This is a genomic window from Nonomuraea sp. NPDC050783 (assembly GCF_040802095.1).
Lineage (GTDB): Bacteria > Actinomycetota > Actinomycetes > Streptosporangiales > Streptosporangiaceae > Nonomuraea.
The window spans coordinates 51457-71810 of the sequence record NZ_JBFAHK010000028.1 but is presented as its reverse complement, the minus strand read 5'-3'; the positions used below and the strand labels follow the sequence as shown (position 1 = coordinate 71810).

18 protein-coding genes and 1 pseudogene are annotated in these 20354 nt (G+C 70.3%); 7 read left to right on the top strand and 12 right to left on the bottom strand.

The features are described from left to right. Positions 1–320 precede the first annotated feature (320 nt). The 5 genes and pseudogenes from AB0H75_RS43720 to AB0H75_RS43700 form a co-directional block, all read right to left on the bottom strand. Positions 321–1389 (bottom strand): annotated as a pseudogene (locus tag AB0H75_RS43720) (IS1380 family transposase); the annotation flags it as partial. Positions 1390–1692: 303 nt separating this feature from the next. Further along, a complete protein-coding gene (locus tag AB0H75_RS43715) occupies positions 1693–2313 on the bottom strand; it encodes a GNAT family N-acetyltransferase (RefSeq protein ID WP_367806711.1) in 621 nt (206 codons plus the stop codon). A gap of 31 nt (positions 2314–2344) precedes the next feature. Then, the gene (locus AB0H75_RS43710) at positions 2345–2764 is read right to left on the bottom strand and encodes a YdeI/OmpD-associated family protein (RefSeq protein WP_367806709.1); all 420 of its coding nucleotides are present in this window, start codon (positions 2762–2764) and stop codon (positions 2345–2347) included. Between the two features lie 26 nt (positions 2765–2790). Then, positions 2791–3201, bottom strand: coding sequence for a VOC family protein (locus tag AB0H75_RS43705; protein WP_367806707.1), 411 nt, complete (start codon positions 3199–3201; stop codon positions 2791–2793). 97 nt (positions 3202–3298) lie between these two features. Further along, entirely contained in the window at positions 3299–3751 is a 453-nt protein-coding gene (locus AB0H75_RS43700) for a carboxymuconolactone decarboxylase family protein (protein ID WP_367806705.1), read from the bottom strand. Positions 3752–3894: 143 nt separating this feature from the next. On the opposite strand from AB0H75_RS43700, the gene AB0H75_RS43695 reads away from it, so the two are divergent. The 3 genes from AB0H75_RS43695 (at position 3895) to AB0H75_RS43685 (ending at position 6560) form a co-directional block, all read left to right on the top strand. Continuing rightward, a complete protein-coding gene (locus tag AB0H75_RS43695; protein WP_367806703.1) occupies positions 3895–4761 on the top strand; it encodes a sigma-70 family RNA polymerase sigma factor in 867 nt (288 codons plus the stop codon). 651 nt (positions 4762–5412) lie between these two features. Continuing rightward, the gene (locus tag AB0H75_RS43690) at positions 5413–5955 is read left to right on the top strand and encodes an RNA polymerase sigma factor (protein WP_367806701.1); all 543 of its coding nucleotides are present in this window, start codon (positions 5413–5415) and stop codon (positions 5953–5955) included. Between the two features lie 62 nt (positions 5956–6017). Next, complete coding sequence (locus AB0H75_RS43685; RefSeq protein WP_367806699.1) at positions 6018–6560, top strand: hypothetical protein; 543 nt, start codon at positions 6018–6020, stop codon at positions 6558–6560. Between the two features lie 726 nt (positions 6561–7286). Here AB0H75_RS43685 and AB0H75_RS43680 read toward each other — a convergent pair. Continuing rightward, positions 7287–8543: an alpha/beta fold hydrolase gene (locus tag AB0H75_RS43680; protein WP_367806697.1), complete on the bottom strand. Its 1257-nt coding sequence runs from the start codon at positions 8541–8543 to the stop codon at positions 7287–7289. 1204 nt (positions 8544–9747) lie between these two features. Continuing rightward, entirely contained in the window at positions 9748–9918 is a 171-nt protein-coding gene (locus tag AB0H75_RS43675) for a hypothetical protein (protein WP_367806695.1), read from the bottom strand. Positions 9919–10036: 118 nt separating this feature from the next. Between AB0H75_RS43675 and AB0H75_RS43670 the strand changes: the two genes are divergently transcribed. Both AB0H75_RS43670 and AB0H75_RS43665 read left to right on the top strand, forming a co-directional pair. Continuing rightward, positions 10037–11365, top strand: a complete 1329-nt coding sequence (locus tag AB0H75_RS43670; protein ID WP_367806693.1) for a hypothetical protein — start codon at positions 10037–10039, stop codon at positions 11363–11365. Next, positions 11362–12162: a substrate-binding periplasmic protein gene (locus AB0H75_RS43665; protein WP_367806691.1), complete on the top strand. Its 801-nt coding sequence runs from the start codon at positions 11362–11364 to the stop codon at positions 12160–12162. Before AB0H75_RS43670 ends, AB0H75_RS43665 begins: the two co-directional genes overlap by 4 nt. An 18-nt stretch (positions 12163–12180) precedes the next feature. Here the strand turns inward: AB0H75_RS43665 and AB0H75_RS43660 are convergent, their stop codons facing one another. Together AB0H75_RS43660 and AB0H75_RS43655 are read right to left on the bottom strand one after the other, a co-directional pair. Further along, a complete protein-coding gene (locus AB0H75_RS43660; RefSeq protein ID WP_367806689.1) occupies positions 12181–13188 on the bottom strand; it encodes an ABC transporter substrate-binding protein in 1008 nt (335 codons plus the stop codon). Positions 13189–13945: 757 nt separating this feature from the next. Beyond that, positions 13946–14623: a helix-turn-helix domain-containing protein gene (locus tag AB0H75_RS43655; RefSeq protein ID WP_367806687.1), complete on the bottom strand. Its 678-nt coding sequence runs from the start codon at positions 14621–14623 to the stop codon at positions 13946–13948. Between the two features lie 283 nt (positions 14624–14906). Here AB0H75_RS43655 and AB0H75_RS43650 point away from each other — a divergent pair, with 283 nt between their 5' ends. Next, positions 14907–15893 carry a hypothetical protein gene (locus AB0H75_RS43650; RefSeq protein ID WP_367806685.1) on the top strand — a complete coding sequence of 329 codons (987 nt, stop codon included), beginning with the start codon at positions 14907–14909 and terminating at the stop codon, positions 15891–15893. 102 nt (positions 15894–15995) lie between these two features. Here the strand turns inward: AB0H75_RS43650 and AB0H75_RS43645 are convergent, their stop codons facing one another. Next, entirely contained in the window at positions 15996–16133 is a 138-nt protein-coding gene (locus AB0H75_RS43645) for a helix-turn-helix domain-containing protein (protein WP_367806723.1), read from the bottom strand. Between the two features lie 290 nt (positions 16134–16423). Here AB0H75_RS43645 and AB0H75_RS43640 point away from each other — a divergent pair, with 290 nt between their 5' ends. After that, a complete protein-coding gene (locus tag AB0H75_RS43640; protein WP_367806683.1) occupies positions 16424–17218 on the top strand; it encodes an integrase in 795 nt (264 codons plus the stop codon). 998 nt (positions 17219–18216) lie between these two features. Here AB0H75_RS43640 and AB0H75_RS43635 read toward each other — a convergent pair. Beyond that, positions 18217–18936, bottom strand: coding sequence for an alpha/beta fold hydrolase (locus AB0H75_RS43635; protein ID WP_367806681.1), 720 nt, complete (start codon positions 18934–18936; stop codon positions 18217–18219). Further along, positions 18933–20348, bottom strand: a complete 1416-nt coding sequence (locus AB0H75_RS43630) for an alpha/beta hydrolase family protein (RefSeq protein WP_367806679.1) — start codon at positions 20346–20348, stop codon at positions 18933–18935. The genes AB0H75_RS43635 and AB0H75_RS43630 overlap by 4 nt, the downstream gene beginning before the upstream one ends. Between the last annotated feature and the right edge of the window lie 6 nt (positions 20349–20354).

Below are 20354 nucleotides of genomic sequence, written 5' to 3'. Positions count from 1 at the left end.
GTACTGCGCAGGTTGCAATTCCCGGTTACCCGGGATGTCGGCGCGCCTCCGGTGCTCGGCGCGCGTACAGCTACGGGACTGTAAAACACTAACGGCTCTGGCCCTAATCGGTGGTGGCATTAATCTCGATCTTTCATGACCGAGGATTGGCCGGCTGAGTGGTTCGGCTGAGGGTTGGTGGCGGGTGGTGGTCAGCGCGCCGGCCCGGCTGTCGCGTCGGGTGGGCGGGGTTCCACGGGCCCGCGGGTGTCCTTTCCTGGTCGTAGGGGCGGGTTGTGACTGGTCAGGGTGGGGCCGGCAGCGCTTGCAGGCGGGTGAGCGCGGTCTTCGGCGCGGGCTCGGCGGCGGTGGCGGAGTTCCAGGTCGGCGAGCTGACCGCGCTTGGTGTCGGTGACGAAGCAGGTGACGCGGTTGCCGTCGATGTCGGTGAGGCGCAGCTGGGCGCGGGGGTGCGGGCGTTCCTTGCGGGCGATGACGCGCATGCCCTTGGGCCGGCCGGTCAGGTCCAGCAGGCCGGTCAGTTCGGCGGCCCAGCGCCGGGCCGGACCTGCCGGTCGGCGTCGTAAGCGGGCGTCCAGGCGGTCTTGGGCAGGCGGAGCACGGCCTGCCGGATCTGCTCGGTGAGGGTGAATCCGATCGAGTACGACAGCCGGCGGCCGGGCTTGGTGAGCCACGTCAGGAACTCGTGGGTGCCGCCGCCGGCGTCGGTGCGGATCAGCACCTGCCGCTTGCGGTGCTGGGGCAGCCGGGCCAGCGCGTGCCGGGTGGCTTCGATGTGGTCGGCGGCGGTGTTGGAGCCGGCGTTGCCCGGCCTGAGCATGATGGCCAGGGGTTCGCCGGAGCAGCCGGGGCCGTGGTCGGCGAAGACCGTCATGGGGTGGAAGCCGAAGGTGTGTTTCCAGGTCGGGGCGGCGTGCTGTTTGTCGGAGTGGGCGATGACGATGGTGGCGTCGAGGTCGATGGGGATCAGTTCGCCGTCGCTGCTGGGCGCCGTGGGTCCGGCCAGGTGCCAGGCGCGTTCGCGGGCGGGGGCGCGGGCGGCACGCAGGGCCTTGAGTGCCTTGGCCTCGTCGCGGGCGAGGTGGTTGATCAGGCGGGAGACGGTCGGATCGAGGCCACCGGGCCGAACAGCTCGGGCTGGGCACGCAGCAGGTCGATGTCGGCCAGACAGTCGCCGCCGAGAGCGAGGGCGACGGCCAGGTCGGCGACGATCTTGCCGGGGTCGTGCACCGCGCGGGCGGGTCGCCAGCGCTCCAGCTGGGCGGACAGCGTCCGGTCCAGGCCGGTGAGATGCAGGGTCTTGAGCAGCAGCAAGCTCCCCGTGTGGGAGAGCAGGCCGGTGGCGTCGGCGGAGGCGGTGATGGTGCGGTGAAAGGCGATAGTCTTCACGTGGAAAGTGCTTTTTGATCTGGCGGGGACAGGACTCTGGACAAGCCCCATCCTCCCAGCTCGGAAGCACTTTCTTATGTAGTTGATCAATCCTCGCGATATTCACCGCGAAAGCCCGAGGCTAACAGCCGGTGGAGGCGCTGGCGCGCTGGTGTCCCGGCTACCCATGTCGGTCGTGGCCGGCAGACGCTCTCGCGCGCTGAGCGGGAACTGTTCAGCAAGAACGTCGCCCCTGCCGTGCGCGCGTCTGCTGGAGTACACCGACACCGTCGATGACGGGCATTACGACGGTGCGCTGGGGCATCACCGTCGGCGGGACCGGTAACGGCTGGAACGGAGAAGACTACGACCCCGGCCCGGGCTGCACCACGTCCTACGTGCACCTGGACCGCGCCCGCGACGCCTACCGCGCCTTGCAGTGGACTCCCGCTGGCCGCATCCCCCGGTCCTCGCCCGAGCGGCGGCTGACCGGGACCGGACGTGCCGCGCTGCGACGGCTGCGGCGCGCTGGACGCACCGGGCGGCTGGATGATGGCCTCCACCGGCAGATCCTGCGCCGACTGCTACGACGACCTCGCGGACGACGTCGGCCGGCGCGCTCGGCGATGCCCGGGAGCCGATGCCGCGCCCCCAGAACGCCCGCCCGAACCAGTAGCCGATGAAGCGGCGCTCACCCTCCCGCCAGGCCACTATGGTGCCCGCCAGCCCGCCAGCCCGCCAGCCCGCCAGCCCGCCGGCCACCAGCACGGCCTGCACGTGCACGGTGGGATCGCCCAGGACGCGCGTCTTCCAGTGGCGCATGAACGCCTCGCGCTCCCTGGGCGGGAACCTCGACCGCCGCCCGGCCTCGGGATCGTGCTCCTGCTCCAGAAACACCTCAAGATCGGCCTCTGTCACGTCCCGCAGGCGCACGTCCTCATCCATGCGGGACAGTCAACCGCCCGTCACCGACGATTCAGCCGTCACGCAGCGTCGCCATGAACTGCTCGATCCGGCGGGCGCGCGTCTCCGGCCGCTTCGCCGACTCGATCGCGTGCACGTGCTGCCGCCTGGCGCTGTGGGAGAGGCGGTCGTAGGCGGCCCGCGCGGCCGGGTCGGCGTCGAGGGCGCGAGCGAGCTTCTCAGGCTCGGCGACGGCCGGGGGCTCGGGGTCGAACTCCAGGCCGACCTCGACCTCCTCCCCGATCTCGACGCCGGCGGCCTCGCGGTTGGCCTTGCTGAGGCCGAGCAGGTAGCGTCCGCGCATGATGGCCACCCTGCTCCTCCACGTGTGGCCGTTGAGCGTGATGATCACGCGGGGCCGCTTGCCCGCGCCGAGTGCGTCCACGACGGCCTCGGGAACCTCCAGCCCGCGCATCGGCTCGGGAGGCTCCACAACAGTACGAAATTTCATCAGATCGCTCAGTGCAGCTCGTTGATGCGGATCAGGTTGCCGGCGGGGTCGCGGAAGGCGCAGTCGCGGCGCCCGTACGGGTGCGCGATCGGCTCCTGCACCACCTCGGCCCCCGGCGCCTGCACCCGGTCGAACGGCTCGTCGCGGTCGGTGGTGCCGAGGTTGAGCACGGCGTAGGTGCCCTTGGACATCATCTCGGCGATGGTGTGCCGCTCGTCGTCGGTCAGGTCGGGCCTCGCGGCGGGAGGGTGCAGGACGATGGAGGTGCCGGGCTGGTTCACGGGGCCGATGGTGATCCAGTGCAGCCCGTTGTGCTCGACGTCCTTGCGGACCCCGAACCCCAGGATGTCGCGGTAGAAGGCCAACGAGTCGGCGGGGTCGTCGTGGGGCAGGAACGTCTCGTGGATGGTGAGGTCCATGTCGATGAAGGTAGTCGGGGCCCGCGGGCCGGGGCTTCTTGATTCCTGATCGTTCCGGCCCAGCGGCGGCCCGCCGGGGCGGGCCGCCGCGGGGTGCTCACTGCCAGTTCTGGCCGGCGGGCACCTGGAACGTGGTGTTGATGCGGTTGAAGAAGTTCGTCGTCGCGATCATCAGCACCAGGGCTCCGAGCTGCCGCTCGTCGTAGTGCTTGGCCGCCTCGGCGTAGATCTCGTCCGTCACCGCGCCGGGTCGGTCGGCCAGCCGGGTCGCGGCCTCGGTGAGCGCCAGCGCGGCCCGCTCGGCGTCGTCGTAGATGGGGTTCTCGTACCAGGCGGCGAGGTTGAGCAGCTTCTCCGCGCTCACCCCCGACTTGGTGGCACCCTTGACGGCGGCGTCCACGCAGGCGCTGCAGCCGTTGATCTGGCTCGCGCGCAGGTGCACCAGCTCCATCGTCTCCTGCGGCACGCCGCCGCCGTACATCACCTTGTAGAGCTGCTGCACGGCGCCCGTGATATCGGGCTGGCTCGAAGTGTCCTTGATACGCGTCATGTCTGCTCCCCCGTGAGGGTCGTCGGTTCGGTTGACGCCACTACGACGTGCCGCGCCCCGGAAAGGTAACGCGGGCGGCGACGTTACCTTTGGGGCCTGCGGCACGTCGTGGTGGCGGAGACCATCAAGGAAGGACCGTGATCGTGACCGACGAGGAAGAGCTGGCTGCCGCGTTCGAGGACCAGCGCTCCTACCTGCACGCGATGGCGTACCGGCTGCTCGGCTCGCACGCGGACGCGGACGACGCCGTGCAGGAGGCGTGGCTGCGGCTCGTCCGCAACGGCGCCGAGGGGATCGGCGAGCTGCGCGGCTGGCTGACCACGGTGACGGTCCGGATCTGCCTGGACGTGCTGCGCAGGCACGGCGTACGGCGCGAGCAGCCGCTGGAGCTGGAGGTCGGGATGCTCCCGCGCGACGCGGTCTGGGAGGCCGGGGCCGATCCCGAGCAGGAGGTGCTGCTCTCCGAGTCCGTCGGTCTCGCCCTGTACGTCGTCATGGACGTCCTGACGCCGGCCGAGCGGGTGGCGTTCGTGCTCCACGACGTGTTCGAGGTGCCGTTCGACGGGGTGGCGGCGATCCTGGGGCGCAGCACCGCGGCCACGAAGATGCTCGCCAGCCGCGCCAGGGGCCGGTTGCGGGCGGGCGTGGCCGCCGCCGACACCGCGGGCAGGGAGGTCGTGGACGCGTTCTTCGAGGCGGTCGGCCACGGCGACGTGGACCGGCTGCTGACCATCCTCGCGCCCGACGCCGAGCTGCGCGGCCAGACGCCACGCGGGGTGTTCACCGTGCGGGGCGCGCGCGAGATCGCCGGTCAGGCGACGCTGTTCAGGAACGCGCGGGCGCGGCTGCACCCGGCGCTGGTGGACGGGGCGCCGGGAGCCGTCATCACCATCGGCGGGCGGCCGACCACGGTCGTGGCCTTCACGATCGTGGACGGCGTCATCACGACGATCCGGTCGATGACCGACCCGGCCCGGCTGGGCCAGGTCGTGCCCGCCTGGGTGGGCTGAGCGGGGATTACCGGGCGCGGCGCAGGCGTAGGAAGTCGCTGACGACGTACTCCCCGAGGCGGTCGGCGCTGAGGGGAGAAGACGCGGCCGCCGTTCCTGCGGGCGACCTCGTCCACGAACTCCTTCAGGCGGTCGTCGGCCGCCAGCACGAAGATGTTGATCGTGGCCCGCCGCCGCGTCATCTGGCCTTGAACTCGGGCGGGTAGTTCTTCATCACCATCAGGGACATCTCTTCCCCTGGACCTCAAGATCCAGTCTCCAAGGTGTCCGCGTTCAGGGGGAAAGACCCATGACTCTCCCCCGAAGAAGTGGGCCCCCGCCCACCGATCACTTGCTTCCCAGCAAGATCACTTCCCACACCTGCAGGGATACCCTCTGCCTGCGGCGGGCCGGCTCCCGTTTGGATCCGTGCGTGGACCCCTCAGGCGCGGTGAGGTGGATGGCCGGTACGCTCGCCTGCGGCAAAACAGGAGTCCAGGTGATCCGTGAATCCGTGCCGCCAGACAGGAGGTCTGGCCCCCTTGGGGTTGGCAGTGTCGCGCTTGTCGCAACAAAAGGGGCCCGCACAGGGAACTCGCCGACGTCCTCGCGACAGCAGTCCCTGTGGATAAGAAGTTGCGTACCCGCCTGCGGGATGGCGATCAAGAGGCCTTGGGCGAGCTTTTCGACGAGTACGCCACGAGTGTGTACAACCACGCCTACTGGGTGGTCGGTGACTGGTCGGCGGCCGAGGACGTGGTGTCGCTGACGTTCATGGAGGTGTGGCGGTTACGGGAACGGCTCGACCCGGACGGCGGCTCGCTGCGCCCATGGCTGCTGGGAGTGGCCACCAACGTGGGCCGTAACCTGAAACGGGCCAGACGGCTGCACTGGGAGGCCCTCGCCAAGATGCCCCGTGCCGCTCCCGTCCCGGATTTCGCCGATGAGGTGGTCGGGCGGATCGCCGATGAGCAGCGGCTACAGGAGGTGCGTACGGCGATCGGGCGGTTGCGTAAGCACGAGCGGGACGTGCTGCTGCTGTGCGCCGGAGCTGGGCTCGACTACGCCGAGGCGGCCGAGGCGCTCGGCATCCCGATCGGCACCGTGCGGTCCCGGCTGTCCCGGGCCCGCAAAAAGCTGGAACTCGCCCTGACCCCCGTGACAGGAGATAGTGACCGCGGCACCGCGGTTCGGTCCGTCAAGGAGAACCCATGAACATTTTTCCCGAGAAGCGGGACTTTCCTGAGGGCCGTCATCAGCTACTCAAGGAGTTCGTGATGACCGCGATTCAGGACGAGCCCACCCCCGCCAGGCAGCGCCGCAGGCTGCTGCGCCCCGCGATACTGGCTCCCGCCGTGGGCCTGGCCGCCGCAGCTGCGGTGGCCCTCCCGCTGATGTTCGGCGGCACACCCGCCTACGCCGTGGCCAAGAACCCCGACGGCACTGTGTCCATCACCATCAACGAGGCCAAGGATCCCAAGGGGCTGGAGGCCGAACTGCGGCGGATGGGCTACAACATCGTCGTCGACTACCTGCCGGCGGGCAAGAAGTGCGCCACCCGGCCGCGCAGCTCGCACTGGCTGTCGAAGGAACAGGCACCCCTCGCCGTGTTCCCGCCCTCCGAGGACACCCCCGGCTTCGAGATCGACCCGGCGCAGATCAAGCCAGGCCAGACCGGCGTGCTGGAGTTCGGCGTGAACGACAACCCCGAGCCGGGTGACGTCATCGCGGCGATCTGGGCGCGCGTCTCCGACGGCCCCGTGGCGCCGTGCGAACTCGTCGACGGCAACGCACCGCTCGGCGAAGGGGAAGCGGTCTGACGCCGGGACCCAGCACCCGCGACCACCCCGGTCACGGAAGGCCCGGCGCACCCTCCCTTCCGCGGCCTTCCACGCGGCACGTCCGGCGTCACGCGAGACGTTGACGCCACCGCCGCGGCACGATGACCATCCGTAGAATCCCCACGGGTCAGCCATCCTCGGGTGGCTGACCCGTGGGCCACGCACACCAAGCGTCCATCGTACGGAGACACGCACGCTGGGCGCCGCGGGTCTGGCCGGGCCATGCCGAGCAGCACACCGATCTCCTCATCCGGCAGCCGACGGTGTACGGGGATCCGAAGGGCGACACCGTGCCCCGCCGGCCCGAGAAAACCCTGGACAGGGCGTAGTCGCGGCGGACTTCGATCGGCAGCTGGAGCTGGGTCCATGGTGAGGCAGGGGCAGGTGATTCCGGAGGCGGTGCGGGCCTTCTGCCTTTGCGGCGGCCGGCCTTGCCCCGGAGCGGGCCGCCGCGCTGGCGGATGCGGTGCGTCTTCGCGAAGAACGAACCCGTCGGCGGCACGGTGCCGCAGATGCATGCCGCAGATGCATGCCGCAGATGCATGCCGCAGATGCATGCCGCAGATACGTGCCGCATCACATCGGGCCCTGAGCATGGTGGCGGCCCTCCTGAGGCGAATCCCAGGAAATCACGCGGGCGCGGGGAGTCGATCTGGACGACCTGCCGGCCGGGCTGCCCGGCTCCGGCCGCCGCCTCCTGCCCGTCTAACGGCGTCCCGCGATCATGTCGAGGAGGTGTTCCAGAACAGCACCGCCGGAAGCGGCGAGGCCGTCATGCTCGTACTCGTTGGTGACCCACGCCCTCATGTTGCCCACCCGCGCCACCGTCTCAAGCTGGAGGCCCGCGTCCATGTGCATGTCGTCGAAGTAGACGGCAGCGGCGACCGGCACCTCGTTGCGGGCGAGCCGCTCCAGATCGTAGAGGGCGGGCCACCCGCAAGTCGTGGCCAGCAGGTCGGCCGCCCCCGCGAACGGGCGAAGCGCGCGGATCTCCGCGAACATCCAGCGGTACATCATCTCGCCGGTGAACAGCACCGGATCGGCGTCGGCGGCGAACTCCGGATGCCGGGCGAGTTCCTCCTCCGCCGCCCAGCCGGTGGGCCGGCCGGGCGCGCCGTAGATGTACTCCTGCAGGGCGAACAGCGGGTCGTCGACGAACCCCGTCGCGGCCATCACCGCGTACCGGAAAGAGTCGCTCAGGTCGTCCCCGTGCCAGGCATCCTCGACCAGCCAGTGCAACTGTTCCAGCCCGTCGCCGCTGCCCAGCAGCTTCCCCAGGCTGCGGAACCGGGCGACGTCGAGCCGGTCGCCGTCGGGCAGGCGCACGTCGTGCGCGGCCAGATGGCCGACGATCCGGCGCACCCGGTCGACGTCCTCCGGGTAGCGCCGGTAGAGGGCGGCGTTCTTGGCGGCCACCCGGGGGTACAGGCGGGTGTACACCTCGGCGGCGGTCGCCGTCAGCGGCGGCACACCGCCGGCCACCAGGCAGCCGGCGAGTCCCTCGGGCGCGACGGACAGGTACGTCATCGTGACGAACCCACCGTAACTCTGCCCCAGCGTCGTCCACGGCCGGTCACCGGCGAGCCTGCGCCGGACGAGCTCGGCGTCCGCCACGATGCTGTCGGCGCGCAGATGGCCGATGTACGTGGCCAGCTCCGCGTCCGTCCGCCCGGCCGCCGTCCGCGCGTGCAGCGGGGTGCTGCGGCCCGTGCCCCGCTGATCCAGCAGCAGGACGCGGTGGGTGCGCAACGCGACCGCCAGCCAGCCGGGCGCCGGCGGCCGCGGCGCCTTCGAACCGGGCCCGCCGTTCAGGAAGCACAACCACGGCAGATCGTCGCCCTCCCGGCCCGCGGCCACGACCTCGCGGGCGAAGACCTCGATCTCGGGGGAGCCGTCGACGCCGTGGACCAGCGGAACCGGGATGACGTGATCGCGGAAGGCCATACCGGGAAGACGGGACATATCTCAGAACCTACAGCCGAGCGCCTTGCGGGGAGAAAAGGAAGGCTCCTGCCATAACGGTAGGTGATCGTCCGATTCCGCTCTGGTGCCCGCCCTCTTCTCTGTGACATCCATCAAGGCCCTCCACTCGGGTTCGCGCGACCAGCCCCAAAGTAACGTTCTGAAATTATTCAAAAACAGTATGTAGTGGCCACGGATAGCTTGGACGAGCCTTCACCGGCATCGTCGCCGAACGCTACCCGGGCTGCGATTGCAGCGGTTCATCCCCTGCAGCGGGGTGCGTTCCTGCGGTGCCCGCGCACCTTCGCCCAGGTCGATCCGCGCCCTGCTGTTCGGGCCGGCGCCGCTGCGCTTGGAGAGCGCGCTGCGCGATCTGGCCGAGCACACCGCGAGCCTGCGCCACGACGTGCGCGCGGGCCAGGATGATCTGCGGCGCGGGCTGGGCCAGCCGGCGGCATCCACTCCGAGGCCCGCCGGCTGCGCTACGTCCCGGCACACCTGCCCGGCGCCTTCCCCTGCCTGCCCGGCCAGTCCGGCTGCAACAAGCGCCTGCCCAAGGCTCTGCCGCTGTTCAAACGCGCGATCCGGACGCCGGCACAAGACACCGACCTGTGGGCCGATCCGCTGTGGGTCGTGGACTCCACCCCGGTCTAGTGCGGCCGTTCCCGCCTCACCCTCCAGCGCTCGGACCTGGCCGGCTGGGCCGGCTACGGCTACTGCCGCTCCCACCCCGCTACTTCTGGGGATTGCGCCTGCACCTGATCTGCACGCCCGCCGCTCTCCCCATCACCTGGGCCCTGGCCACCCCCCAACATCGACGAACGGCAGGTGCTGATGGCCATCTGCGAACATGATCCCGCCCTGCTCACCTGCTCAAACCGATCCGCCAGCTCATCGAGTCCGTCAACGACACCCTCAAGGGCCAGCTCGACCTGGAACTGCACGGCGGCGTACCGTCGCCGGCGTCGGCGCCCGGATCGCCCAGCGCATCCTGGCCCTCGTCGCCGCCATCGGGCACAACCGCGACACCGGCCGGCCCATCACCCGATCACTGATCGCCTACGATCACTGACCCGACTTAGGACTTACTCGTCCAGCAGCCGTTCATCGCGGCCGAATGGCATTCTTGCTGCGCGCTGGATCAGGGCGGCCCCTGATCCAGCGCCTGGCCGGCGCACCTGAGGTGGGCCTCCTGCCGCGGTTTTCACGAGCCTGGACGGCGTAGGCGAGAGCGCGGTCGCGGCTGGTAACGCCCGTAGTTGCGCAGGTTGTAGGGGATGCGCTGGAGGAAGTCGGCGACCGCCTCGTCGGGCGGGGCGGGCGGGGGCGGCGGGCTGGTCGTGCGCGTCCGGGTCCAGGACAGCCGCTGATCCACCGGCGGCCACTCTTGCGGATCCGCCGCGCCCGCGGTCATGCTCGATCTCGCGGCACGAATCGATCTCGGGAGGTGCGGTGCACACCCAAGTCCCGGGCGTCTCCCGCCGGAGCCGGCCATGACGGTAACGGTGAGCCCGCCGGTACGGCGCGAGGTGTCGGTGCCCAGGCGGGTGCGCACCTTGGCCGGGCTGTCCCTGGTTTCGCTGGCGCTGTTGCTGGCCGCGGTCCTGGCCGGCGCCGCGAGCACTGGCGCCGGCCTGCGCACCATCGGGCATGACGCCGGGCCGCAGGTGCTGGCCACGACGGGCCTGTATCGGCAGATGTCGGAGATGGATGCGCTGGTCGCCGAGGCCCTGCTGCTGGGCAGGGAGTACGGGCCGCAGCAGCAGGCCGATCTGACCGCCTACGACCAGCGGCGGCTGGAGATCTCCGAGAGCCTGCTCAAGGCCTACCGGCTGGCCCTGGACGACCCCACCGAGCAGCGCACGGTCGAGGCGCTGATCGAAGGGCTCGGCCGCTACGAACGGCTGGCCACCCAGGCGCGGCTGCTCGACGTCCAGTCCGGGCACACAGCGGGGCGTCCGCCCGCCCCCGTGGTCCAGGCCTACCAGCGGGCCACCGACCTCATGCACCGCGAGCTGCTGCCCAAGGCCTACAACCTGACCTTGGAGACCGGGACGATCGTCAGGCGCGCCCACGACGCCGAACGTTCGACCACCTGGCTGGCCGGCACCGCCGTCATCGTCATCGGGCTGCTCGCGCTGGTCTGCCTGCTGGCCCTGCAGACGTACCTGGCCAGGAGATTCCATCGGGTCTTCGCGCCGGCGCTGGTGTGCGCCACCGTACTGGGCGCGGCGGGCCTGGTGACCGGCGCGGTCCTGATCAACCGGCAGGGCCAGGCGCTGGAGGAGGGCAAACGCCGCGGGTTCGACTCGGTGCTCACGCTGACCAGGGCCCGGGCGATCAGCAGGAGCATGCACGGGGACCAGAGCCGCTACCTGCTCGACCCCTTGCGCAAGGACACCTACGAACACACCTTCCTGGACAAGGCCCGGACGATCGTCGCCGTGGAGTCCACCAGCCTGCCCGACTACCAGAGCAAGCTGCAGGCGAACTTCCAGGGGCTGCTCGGCGGCCTGACGGGCGAGGACCGCGCCAGGACGTTCGCCGCCTATCAGAGGTTCCAGCAGGCCGACGCGCGGATGCGGACCCTGCCCGCCGAGGCGGCGATCAAGTTCTGGGACGGCGAGCTCACCCAGGCCTACGAGAGCTACGACAAGGTGCTGGAAGGGCTCGTCCGGCGGTACGAATCCGACTTCGAGCGCGCCATCGACACCGGCGACGGAGCTCTGGAGACGCTGTGGCGGCTGGTCCCCGCCGGCCTGGTCACCGGCGCCCTGCTCATCCTGGTCGGCGTCCGGCCACGCCTGAGGGAGTACCGGTGAGACGACTGCTGATCTGCCTGATCCTGCTGCTCACCGCCTGCGGCGCGACGCGGACGGACTCCCTTGTGGCCAAGGACGAGCTGGTCGTCGCCATCCGCTCCGACGTGCCGCTGATCAGCTTCAAGGGGCAGGACGGCGCTTACCACGGCTTCAACATCGACGTGGCCGAGGACCTCGTCTCCCGGCTGGGCAAGCGCATCCGCTGGCTGGAGATCAAGGCCGGCGATCAGCTCACCGTGCTCACCGACGGGCGTGCCGACCTGGTCTTCGCCCACATGTCGATCACCCCGGAGCGTAAGAAGGTGATCGACTTCGCCGGGCCGTACCACGTCGACTTCCAGGACATCGCCGTGCGGCCGGCCGACAAGGACGACATCCGTGACGTACGGGACCTGAAGGGCCGCAAGATCTGCTGGGTGCGCGGCACGAACATCGCCCAGCGAATCGTCGAGGAGCGCCGAGTCGCGGCGATCCCCGTCGAGGCCCCCGACTACGACACCTGCCTGGAGATGATCAAGGACGGCCGGATCGACGCCATCTCCACCAACAGCCAGATCCTGGCGGGGCTGCTCACCAAACCCGGCGTCGACCTGCACCTGGTGGGCGCGGCCTTCAACGAGCAACGCACGGCGATCGGCCTGCGCAAGGGCGACGTCGACGGTTGCGAGGAGCTCAACCGGGCCATCACCCAGATGTACCAGGACGGCACCGCGCACATGCTGCTGGACAAGTGGTTCGGCAAGTCGGGCATCGACCTGTCGGTGATCGAGGTTCCGCAGTTCGAAGGCTGCTCCTGACGACGCCACGCGAACCGGTCACGAAGGCTCGGCGACCTCCGCGCGGAACCTGCCGACCAGCGCCTGCTTGGCCCGCCCGGCCACCTCCACGTCGTAGGGGACCAGCTTGACCGCCGCCGGGTCGGCCGCCTTGGAGTGCGCCGGCACCTTGGTGTTGGTGGGCAGGGCGTAGAACTGCACCAGCGGCCCCAGCCGCTGGGAGGCTCCGCTCAGCGCCCAGTCGACGTACCTGCGCGCGCCGTCGGGGTTGTGCGCCCCGGCCAGCACGGCCAGGCCGCCGAGCTCGTAGCCGGTGCCTTCCTGCGGGAAGGTCACCTCCAGGTTCGGATAGCCCTGCTCCTGGGCGGCGACGCAGTCGTGGGAGAAGACGACGCCGACCGCCGCCTCCTGCTTGGCCACCTGCACGGCGGCCTCGCTGCCGGAGGAGTTGTAGCGCAGGACGTTCGGGTGGAGGTCGCGCATGTAGGCGAGCGCCGCGTCCTGGTCGCCGCCGTTGAGCTCCACCTGCGTCCACAGGGCGGTGTACGCGGTTCCCGAGGTGGCCGGGTGAGCGATGGCGACAGCGCCGCGCAGGCGCTCGTCCAGGAGCTCCCGCCACGAGCGGATCGGCTTCATGCCCCGCTCCCCCAGCTCCTTGGTGTTGTTGCAGAAGGCGAGCACACCGGCGTAGATCCCGCTCCACGTGTGCTCCCGGTCGATCCACTGCTTCCGGATCTCACCGGACTTCTCCGACTCGTACGGCTCCAGCAGCCCCTGATCCTTGGCGGCCACGTAGGAGTCGACCGGGCCGCCGTGCCAGACGTCGAACTCCTGCCGCGCCCTGGCCGACCTGATCCGCTCCAGCGCCTCACCGCTCGACAGCCGGACGAAGTCGGCCTCCACGCCGGTGGCGTCGGAGAACCGCTTGACCATCATCGCGCACCACCGCTCGCTCGCCCCGCACGCGACCGTGACCTTGTCCCGCCGCTGCGACGAACAGCCCGCGGCCAGCAGGACCGCTACCAGGACGATGGCCAACGGCTTCATTGCGTCTCCCAGGGATGCGCCGGCGTTCCGCTCGTGCCGATCCCATTCGACACTCCGCCAGGAGCCTCACGCAACCGATCACGGCCGCGCGGGGCGGTCCGGTCAGCAGGAGCGGCCAGTCGGCGGCAAGATCCGATCCAGGTCCAGCACACCGCTGATCGTGGGTGCGGGCGCGGCATCCGCCGGCGTGCTGGGCTACGCGATCCGGTCGAGCCCAGTGTGTCGCCCGGCGGCTATCGCACCCTTGGCCACGAGGCGTCCCGCTGATCTGAATGAAGGCCGTTCCACATCCGAATCGCCCTGGCATAGGAGAAGGCGAAGTGTCGGCCGGAGCCGGTCATGGATCCGTGGAGGTCGTACTCCACGATGACGACCTCGGGGTCGCGCGTGCGCACGAGCGACTACCGGCAACGGCGTGGCGGACACCAACTCTGAGCGTTGACCGGCACCGCCCGCACAACCCTCGGCTTATGGCGCTGCAGGCCCAACTGATCCTGCAGGCCGCGCTCGTGTACATCAACACCCTGATGCTGCAGCACGTCCAGCCCGACGGCGAGGTACGGCGGGACGTCGCTGTCGCAGGCTGGCCGACGGTCAGCCCGCATACGGGAGCCTCGCACGGGGTTTCGTTCCATGGTGCCGCTGGCGTGGCGCTGCGTGCGGGAGTTTCGTTACGGGGTCGAACAGGGCCTCGTGGGCGTTGAGGGGGCGATCGGACGACAGCACCTGAGATCCGGGCACAATCCCTGCGATCTGATCACGCCGGGAGGTCGCGCCAGCGTTCGGCCGACGCCAGAACGTCCAGGCTGATCCGCTCCAGGAACGCACCGCCCCTGGCCAGGCGGCGTCCCACGGGGGTGTCGAGTCCGAGCGTCTGCCCCGCCGCCTTCGTGATCTCCGCCGCCGCGAGCGTCTGCCGCGCGCTGATCACCGTCGAGTGGTACCAGGCGTCGTCGTCGACCACGTAGATGTCGCGCCGCCGCTGCGGATCACGCTCGCGCCTGATCAGCCCCTGCTGGGTCAGGTAGCCCACCGCCATGGAAATCGAGGCGGGACTGACGTTCAGCCCGCGCGACAGCTCGGCCGCGGTGAGCCTGCCGTCCTCGCTCAGCCACAGGCCGATGAGCACGCGCGCCACCATCTTCGGCAGGCCCATCGCGACGGCCAGCTCGACAGCTCCCTCTTCCACCTCGAAGACCTTGCGGTCCTGGGGTTCGGCCGAACGTGCCGGGATGCCGCGCCGCGCCCGTCGCGCCGCCGCCTGGTGCGCCCGCTCGGGCCGGTAGTCGCTGGGGCCGCCGTTGCGGCCGACCTCACGACTGATCGTCGAGGTCGGCCGACCCAGTCGCCTGGCGATCTCGGCGTAGGAGCGGCCTTCGGCCAGGCCGGTCGCGATGCGCTGGCGGTCCTGCCGGGTCAACCTTCCTTCTGGCATGACACCACTATTGCGTTCGACGCCATCCAATGCAACGTTTCATTGCATTCAACTTCACCGTCAACGCATCAATACATCCATGTTGAACTGCACTTATACAGATCAATTGGTTGACAGAATTTCTGAAAGCAACGTAGCTTTCAATCATGTCGAACACGTACTGTCGCGGCGAGCCGGTCACTTCGTCCCTCGATCGCGGACCTGCCTGTCCCGTCGATCCCGCCCCTCCCGCCCCTTCGCGCACTGCCCTGCGCGCGGAGCTCTGCAACCGGTGAGGGCAGACGTGTTCACGCGCATTCTTCCAGCGCTGGGCCTGCTGATTCTCGCGCCGCTGGTCGGCGAGTATTTGCTCGGCAACGTCGCCATCGACGCCCTGCCGATGATCATCGGGCTGATTCCGCTCTATGGCGGTGGCGCGCTGTTGATCCGTGAGGTCGCCCGCCGGTGGCGGCTGGGGTGGCCGGGGATCATCCTGCTCGGGCTCGCTTATGCCGTGATCGAGGAGGGCCTGCTCACCCGGTCGCTGTTCGATCCCGACTATGTCGGGTTGCGGTTGCTCGACTACGGGTTCATTCCGGCGCTGGGCATCGGCGCCTACTGGACGGTGTTCGTTCTGGCCATCCATGGGGTGTGGAGCATCGCGGTGCCGATCTCGATGGTAGAGGCGGGCTCACGCCGGTCGGACACGCCCTGGCTCGGCAAGGTCGGCCTCACCGCGTCAGCCGTCCTGTTCCTGCTGGGCGGCGCGGCGCCCATCGCCCTTGCCGGTCCGGCCATCTACCCGTTGTCGGCCGCTCAGATCATCTGGACGCTGATCGCGGCCGTCGCCCTGATCATCGCCGCGTTCCTGTCCGTTCGATTCCGCCGCCTCCGTCTCCCGGCTACGCCGGCCAGCCCGTGGGCCGTCTTCGCGATCACCATCGCGGCCGGGCTGGCGTTCTGGCTCCCCACTCTGCTCGCCATGGCGGGAATCGAGCTGGAGTCCATCGTGCCCGCGTGGGTCACGGTCGGCTTCTACCTCGCGCTTTACGCGACAATGGCGCTGCTCATCCTGCGCTGGTCCCGGCGCATGGGCTGGGGGCCCTGGCACAGGTTCGCCCTGGGCGCTGCCGGCCTGATCACCTACGCCTGGCACGGCTTCCCTCAGCCGCCGAGTTTCCCCGCGCCCGCCAATGTGGACCTCATGGGCAATGCGGTCTTTGCGCTGGCCGCCCTCGGGCTGCTCGCCTTTGTGGTGGTACGGCTCCGCCGCACCGCTCCGGCAACTTAACCTTCAACCTTGGCGTTTGGGAGATCGCTCCAGGTCCCTCAAGAACAAGCTCGGCCTGGCCTTGGCGTCGTAGTAGGTGACCGGGGCAGCACTGGGCTCCTCCTACGCGGAGACCAGCTTGTCGGGATCGAGGTGGCGGTAGATCGTGGCGCGGCTGACGCCGAGCCGGTCGGCGATCTGCTGAACGGTGTAGCGGCGCTCACCGTCATCGCCCTTCATCTCGTACAGCGCGCGGGCCATCCCCACCCGTGAGCGTCCAGGGCCGCCGGCCGACTGGGTGCACGATGTGCTGCTCGCCTGGCCGGCGGCGCAGCGGGCGGTCCCGCGCTGCTGGTCGCCGCAGTGGTTTTGTTCGTGGGAACTGACCGCAGTTGCTCGTGAGTCTTGACCGCACTTGGCGGCTGGAAGCATGATCGACGTTCGCGAGGAGTGACCGCAGTTTGGCGGCTGCGGGTCCGCGTGTCGGAATCGTTTCGGCGCCACGGCGGATGCCCCATCTCCGCCTTGATCGGAGGGAGGGGCGGCAGGACATGCGGGTGACGATGATGAGCGCTCCAAAACGGACTGACCGCGCGAATGAGGACTTCACCTGCGTAGGACCGACGGCAGCGGTGCTGATTGACGGCGCCGGCATCCCCGGCACCGAATCGATCTGTCGGCACGGCGTCGCCTGGTATGCCGATCGCCTGGGAAGCAGCCTCCTCAGCCTTTTGTCACTCGTGCAGGACCGCAGTGTTTCTGCGCTGCTCGCCGAGGCCATCGAGCAGGTGACCAACGATCATCGTGACACCTGCGACGTGGCCAACCCCATCAGCCCGTCGGCGACCGTAGCCATCCTGCGCCTGTCCGATGGCCTCCTCGAGTACCTGGTGCTCGGTGACTCGGTCCTCGCGCTCGACAGAGCAGATGATGCGCCGCTCGTCGTATCCGATCCCCGGGAGGTGAGCATCAGCCGGTCGTACCAGCCCGCGATCGAGGCCGCCGCCAAGGGGAGCGACGAGTACCACCGGCTCCTGCGAGACTTACGCGCCCACCGCAACCAGCCAGGCGGCTTCTGGCTGGCCAAGGACGACCCGCGGGCGGCAGCCGAGGCGATCACCGGAAGCTGCCCGATCTCCGAGCTGTCCGGCGCCGTCCTGCTCAGCAATGGAGCCAGCCGTATCGTGGACCGGTTCCAGCTCGCCGACTGGCCCGAGGTGATGGCCCTCCTAGCGTCGAGCGGGCCTGCCGAAATCATCCGTCGTGTCCGGCAGGCGGAGGCGCGCCAGGCAGTGGCGGCGGACGATGCGACGATCACACACTGCACCGACCTCGGCGAGGCCTGACCGTCGCCGGCGGAGCCGGACCGGTGGTCAGTTCTGCTGGGCTGCGTGGGTCTGGGCGAGGCGGTAGGAGTCGGTGCCGGTCTCGATGATGTTCCCCGTCAAGTCTGCGTGTCGAAGCTCTTGCCGCTGTCCCACGTCATCCTGATGACCGAGACAAGACGTGAGCCGGGACGGGTGCCGTCCGAGCGAGGGGCGCGGAGGAAGGGAAGACGAACCAGCCGCTGTGTCCTGAGGTGCCGGAACCGGCGGGTTCGTCCGGGGGCCTTGGCGCTCTTCGGTCTGCCTGCCCCGAGAGCGGGCGGGCATCGGCGGGGTGGCCACGCAAGGCCGTCAGGACCAGGGCGGCCACCTCGCGTACCCGGTCGGCATCGTCGTGCATGATGCGGATCTGGACCATCACGGGGGCGGCCGGAATACGCCGGAAAGGGGCCAGGGGTTGCTGTAGCCGCAGCTCAGCACGGGTTCGGCGGTGGACGCGACATCCTCTGAGGTGGGTGACCCAGGGTCGCTGGTGGCGGCTCTTGGCCTGCAACTCCGTGGCGGTACGCCCGCCTGGTGACGGGGTAGATGTCGGCGGCCGCGGGCGCGCGAGATCTGGAGTCAGGGGCGCGCCGGTCGGCCAGGAACACCGGCGCGGCGGAGCCGGAGGCCGAGGTCTTCGACGTCGAGAGGGAGAGGATTTCCTCGGCACGGGCGGCGGTTTCGTACAGCATCCGCCACAGCAGGCGTTCTCGCAGGTTCTGCGGCGTTGCAGGCGGTGAGCGGGGTTGGCGGCCAGCACGTCCTGGCACTGGGCCCGGATGGTGAAGGAGACCAGCGCGGACAGGTGCCGGTTCCAGGTCGCGCCGGCCCCGGCCTTCATCGCGCCGGCCGCGGTCTTCACGTGCTCCATCATCGCGGCGTAGTCCTCCGGCTGGAGTTCGGCGACCGGCCGAGGGCCGGCGAGCGCGGGCCACGTGTCGGGTCGGCGGATCCCGGGGTTGCGGATGCCGGGCATCTCATGGTGTGTGGTCACCGCGCGGGTCGAGTGCGCTGGTCACGATCTTCTCCAGGGTGCCCTCGGCGCGCAGCGCTCTCGCGATCGCGTGGCCCGAAACATCGTGGGTGACCACGCGCACGCCGGGCAGCCCGGCGAGCCGCCGCACGGCGCGCTCGTCCGCGTCGTGCCGGCCGACATGCAGGAAGATCCGGCACTCGTACCGCCGCCCCCCGAGGAAGGCGCGCAGGTCGTCGTACGGCTCCCGGGCGTGCCCCCGCCACCAGCGCCGCAGCAAGGGCGTTGACCAGCGGAAGTCCCTGGCCGCCCAGCGGTGCAGCGGCCTGAGGTCGGTCTGCGGGCTGAACGCGTGGACCTCGTCCACGCCGGCCAGGACGCCCGCGACGACGGCGGCGAACCCGCCCGCCGAGGCGCCGACGAAGACCGTCCTGGTCGCGCCGGCGCCGTCGGCGACGCGGGCCAGCCGGGCGGCGACCTCCGGCAGCGAGCCGCCCAGCCCGCGCACGCCGGACCGGTACCAGACCTGCCGCAGGTCCCTGACGAAGCAGGTGGAAACATCCATGGACCGCGTGAGCCCCACGAACTCGTAATGCGGCACGGGGGCATCGCCGCGCAGGCCGGCGAACGCGACCAGCAGCGGCCGCTGCGGGGCGGCGTCCAGCAGGAACTCGCTGACGGCGGCGCGCGCGAGGCTGAGTGCCTCGCCCGGAGGTGCGATCATCGCCCGGGTCTCCTCTCCGTGAGCCAGGCCGCGAGGCCCGCGTACGCCCGCGCGGCTCCCTCGTCGGTGACGATCCCGTGTCCTTCGCCGGGCAGTTCCAGCAGCGTGTGCGCGGGATGGCCGGTCCCCTCCGCGCGGATCGCCGCCAGGGGGATGCGGTCGTCGGCGCGCCCGTGGACGGCGAGCAGCGGGACGGCGGCCAGAGCGTCCAGATCCGGCCCCGGCAGCGGGCGCGCCTCGCGGAACGCCTTGACCGCCGGATGGGACGAGGCCTCCAGCGTCTCCGGGGTCAGGAACCCCGACAGCGCAACCAGGCCCGCGCAGCGGACGCCCGCGCCGATCGCCCTTCCCGCCAGGTACGCGCCGTAGCTCCACCCCGCCAGTACGAGGGGCAGACCGTCGTCCCTGGCCTCGGCGAGGCGCGCCACGTCGAGCGCGTCGTCCACACCGTAGCGGCACGCGTTCGGCGAGAACCGGGAGCCCAGCGAGCTGCTGCGCGGGTTCACCGCGAGGACTTCCCAGCCGAGCCGGCACAGGAAGGCGACGAGCGGCGAGTAGACAGGCCACACGGCGGAGTGCGGGCCGCCGTGCAGCATCATGATCCGCCCGATCGGGTCGCCGGGCGGCGTGTGGACGACCGCGCAGGCGTCCTCGACGAAGACGGTGCTCACCGTGTAGGGACGGTCGGCGAAACCCGGGGAGAAGGCGTTCAGCTCAGCGGCCAGCTCCGGCACGCTGTCCGCGGCGATGACCGACGTGGGGGTGTAGGGGTCGGCCCAGACGGCGGCGGCCCGCCCCGGCGCGGCGATCAGGTTGGCGAGGGCTCCGACGGGCAGGGGTAGGCGTTGCGTGACCTGGCGGGAGCGCAGGGACCAGCCCACCAGCTCCTGCCGCGGCCACGCCTCGTACCGGAGCCACAGCGTGTCGTCCTCCCAGGCGGGGAGCCCCGCCGTGGGGGCCCGCCACCTCGCGACGACCTCGCCGCTCCTCGTGTCGCTGACCTCGCAGACGCTCATTCCCGGGTACGCGCGCCGCTCCCGGTAGGCGAACGGCTCCTGCGGGTGGAGGACCCCCAGATGGCCGGGTTGTCCAGGGATATCGCGTTCCGTCCAGGCGCGGCCGCTGTAGCCCGCGCCGCGTAGGACGTCCCCCGACACCGGGTCGCCGCTCCACGCCCGCAACTCCGCGTCGCCGCTCTCGATGTGGTGCAACCATTCGCCCGCCGGCACGTGCCGCTGCCAGCCGCCGGGCCGCAGCTCGTACAGCCAGCGGCCGGAGTGACGGTCCCCGACGGCGAAGAGGCGTCCGCCGAGGACCGCCAGGCAGCGTTCGGTGCCCGACAGGGCGCCGACCCGGGCCTGGTCGAAGTCGGGGCTGAGCGCGGACGCGGGGTTCGTGACACGCTCCCCCAACGGGAC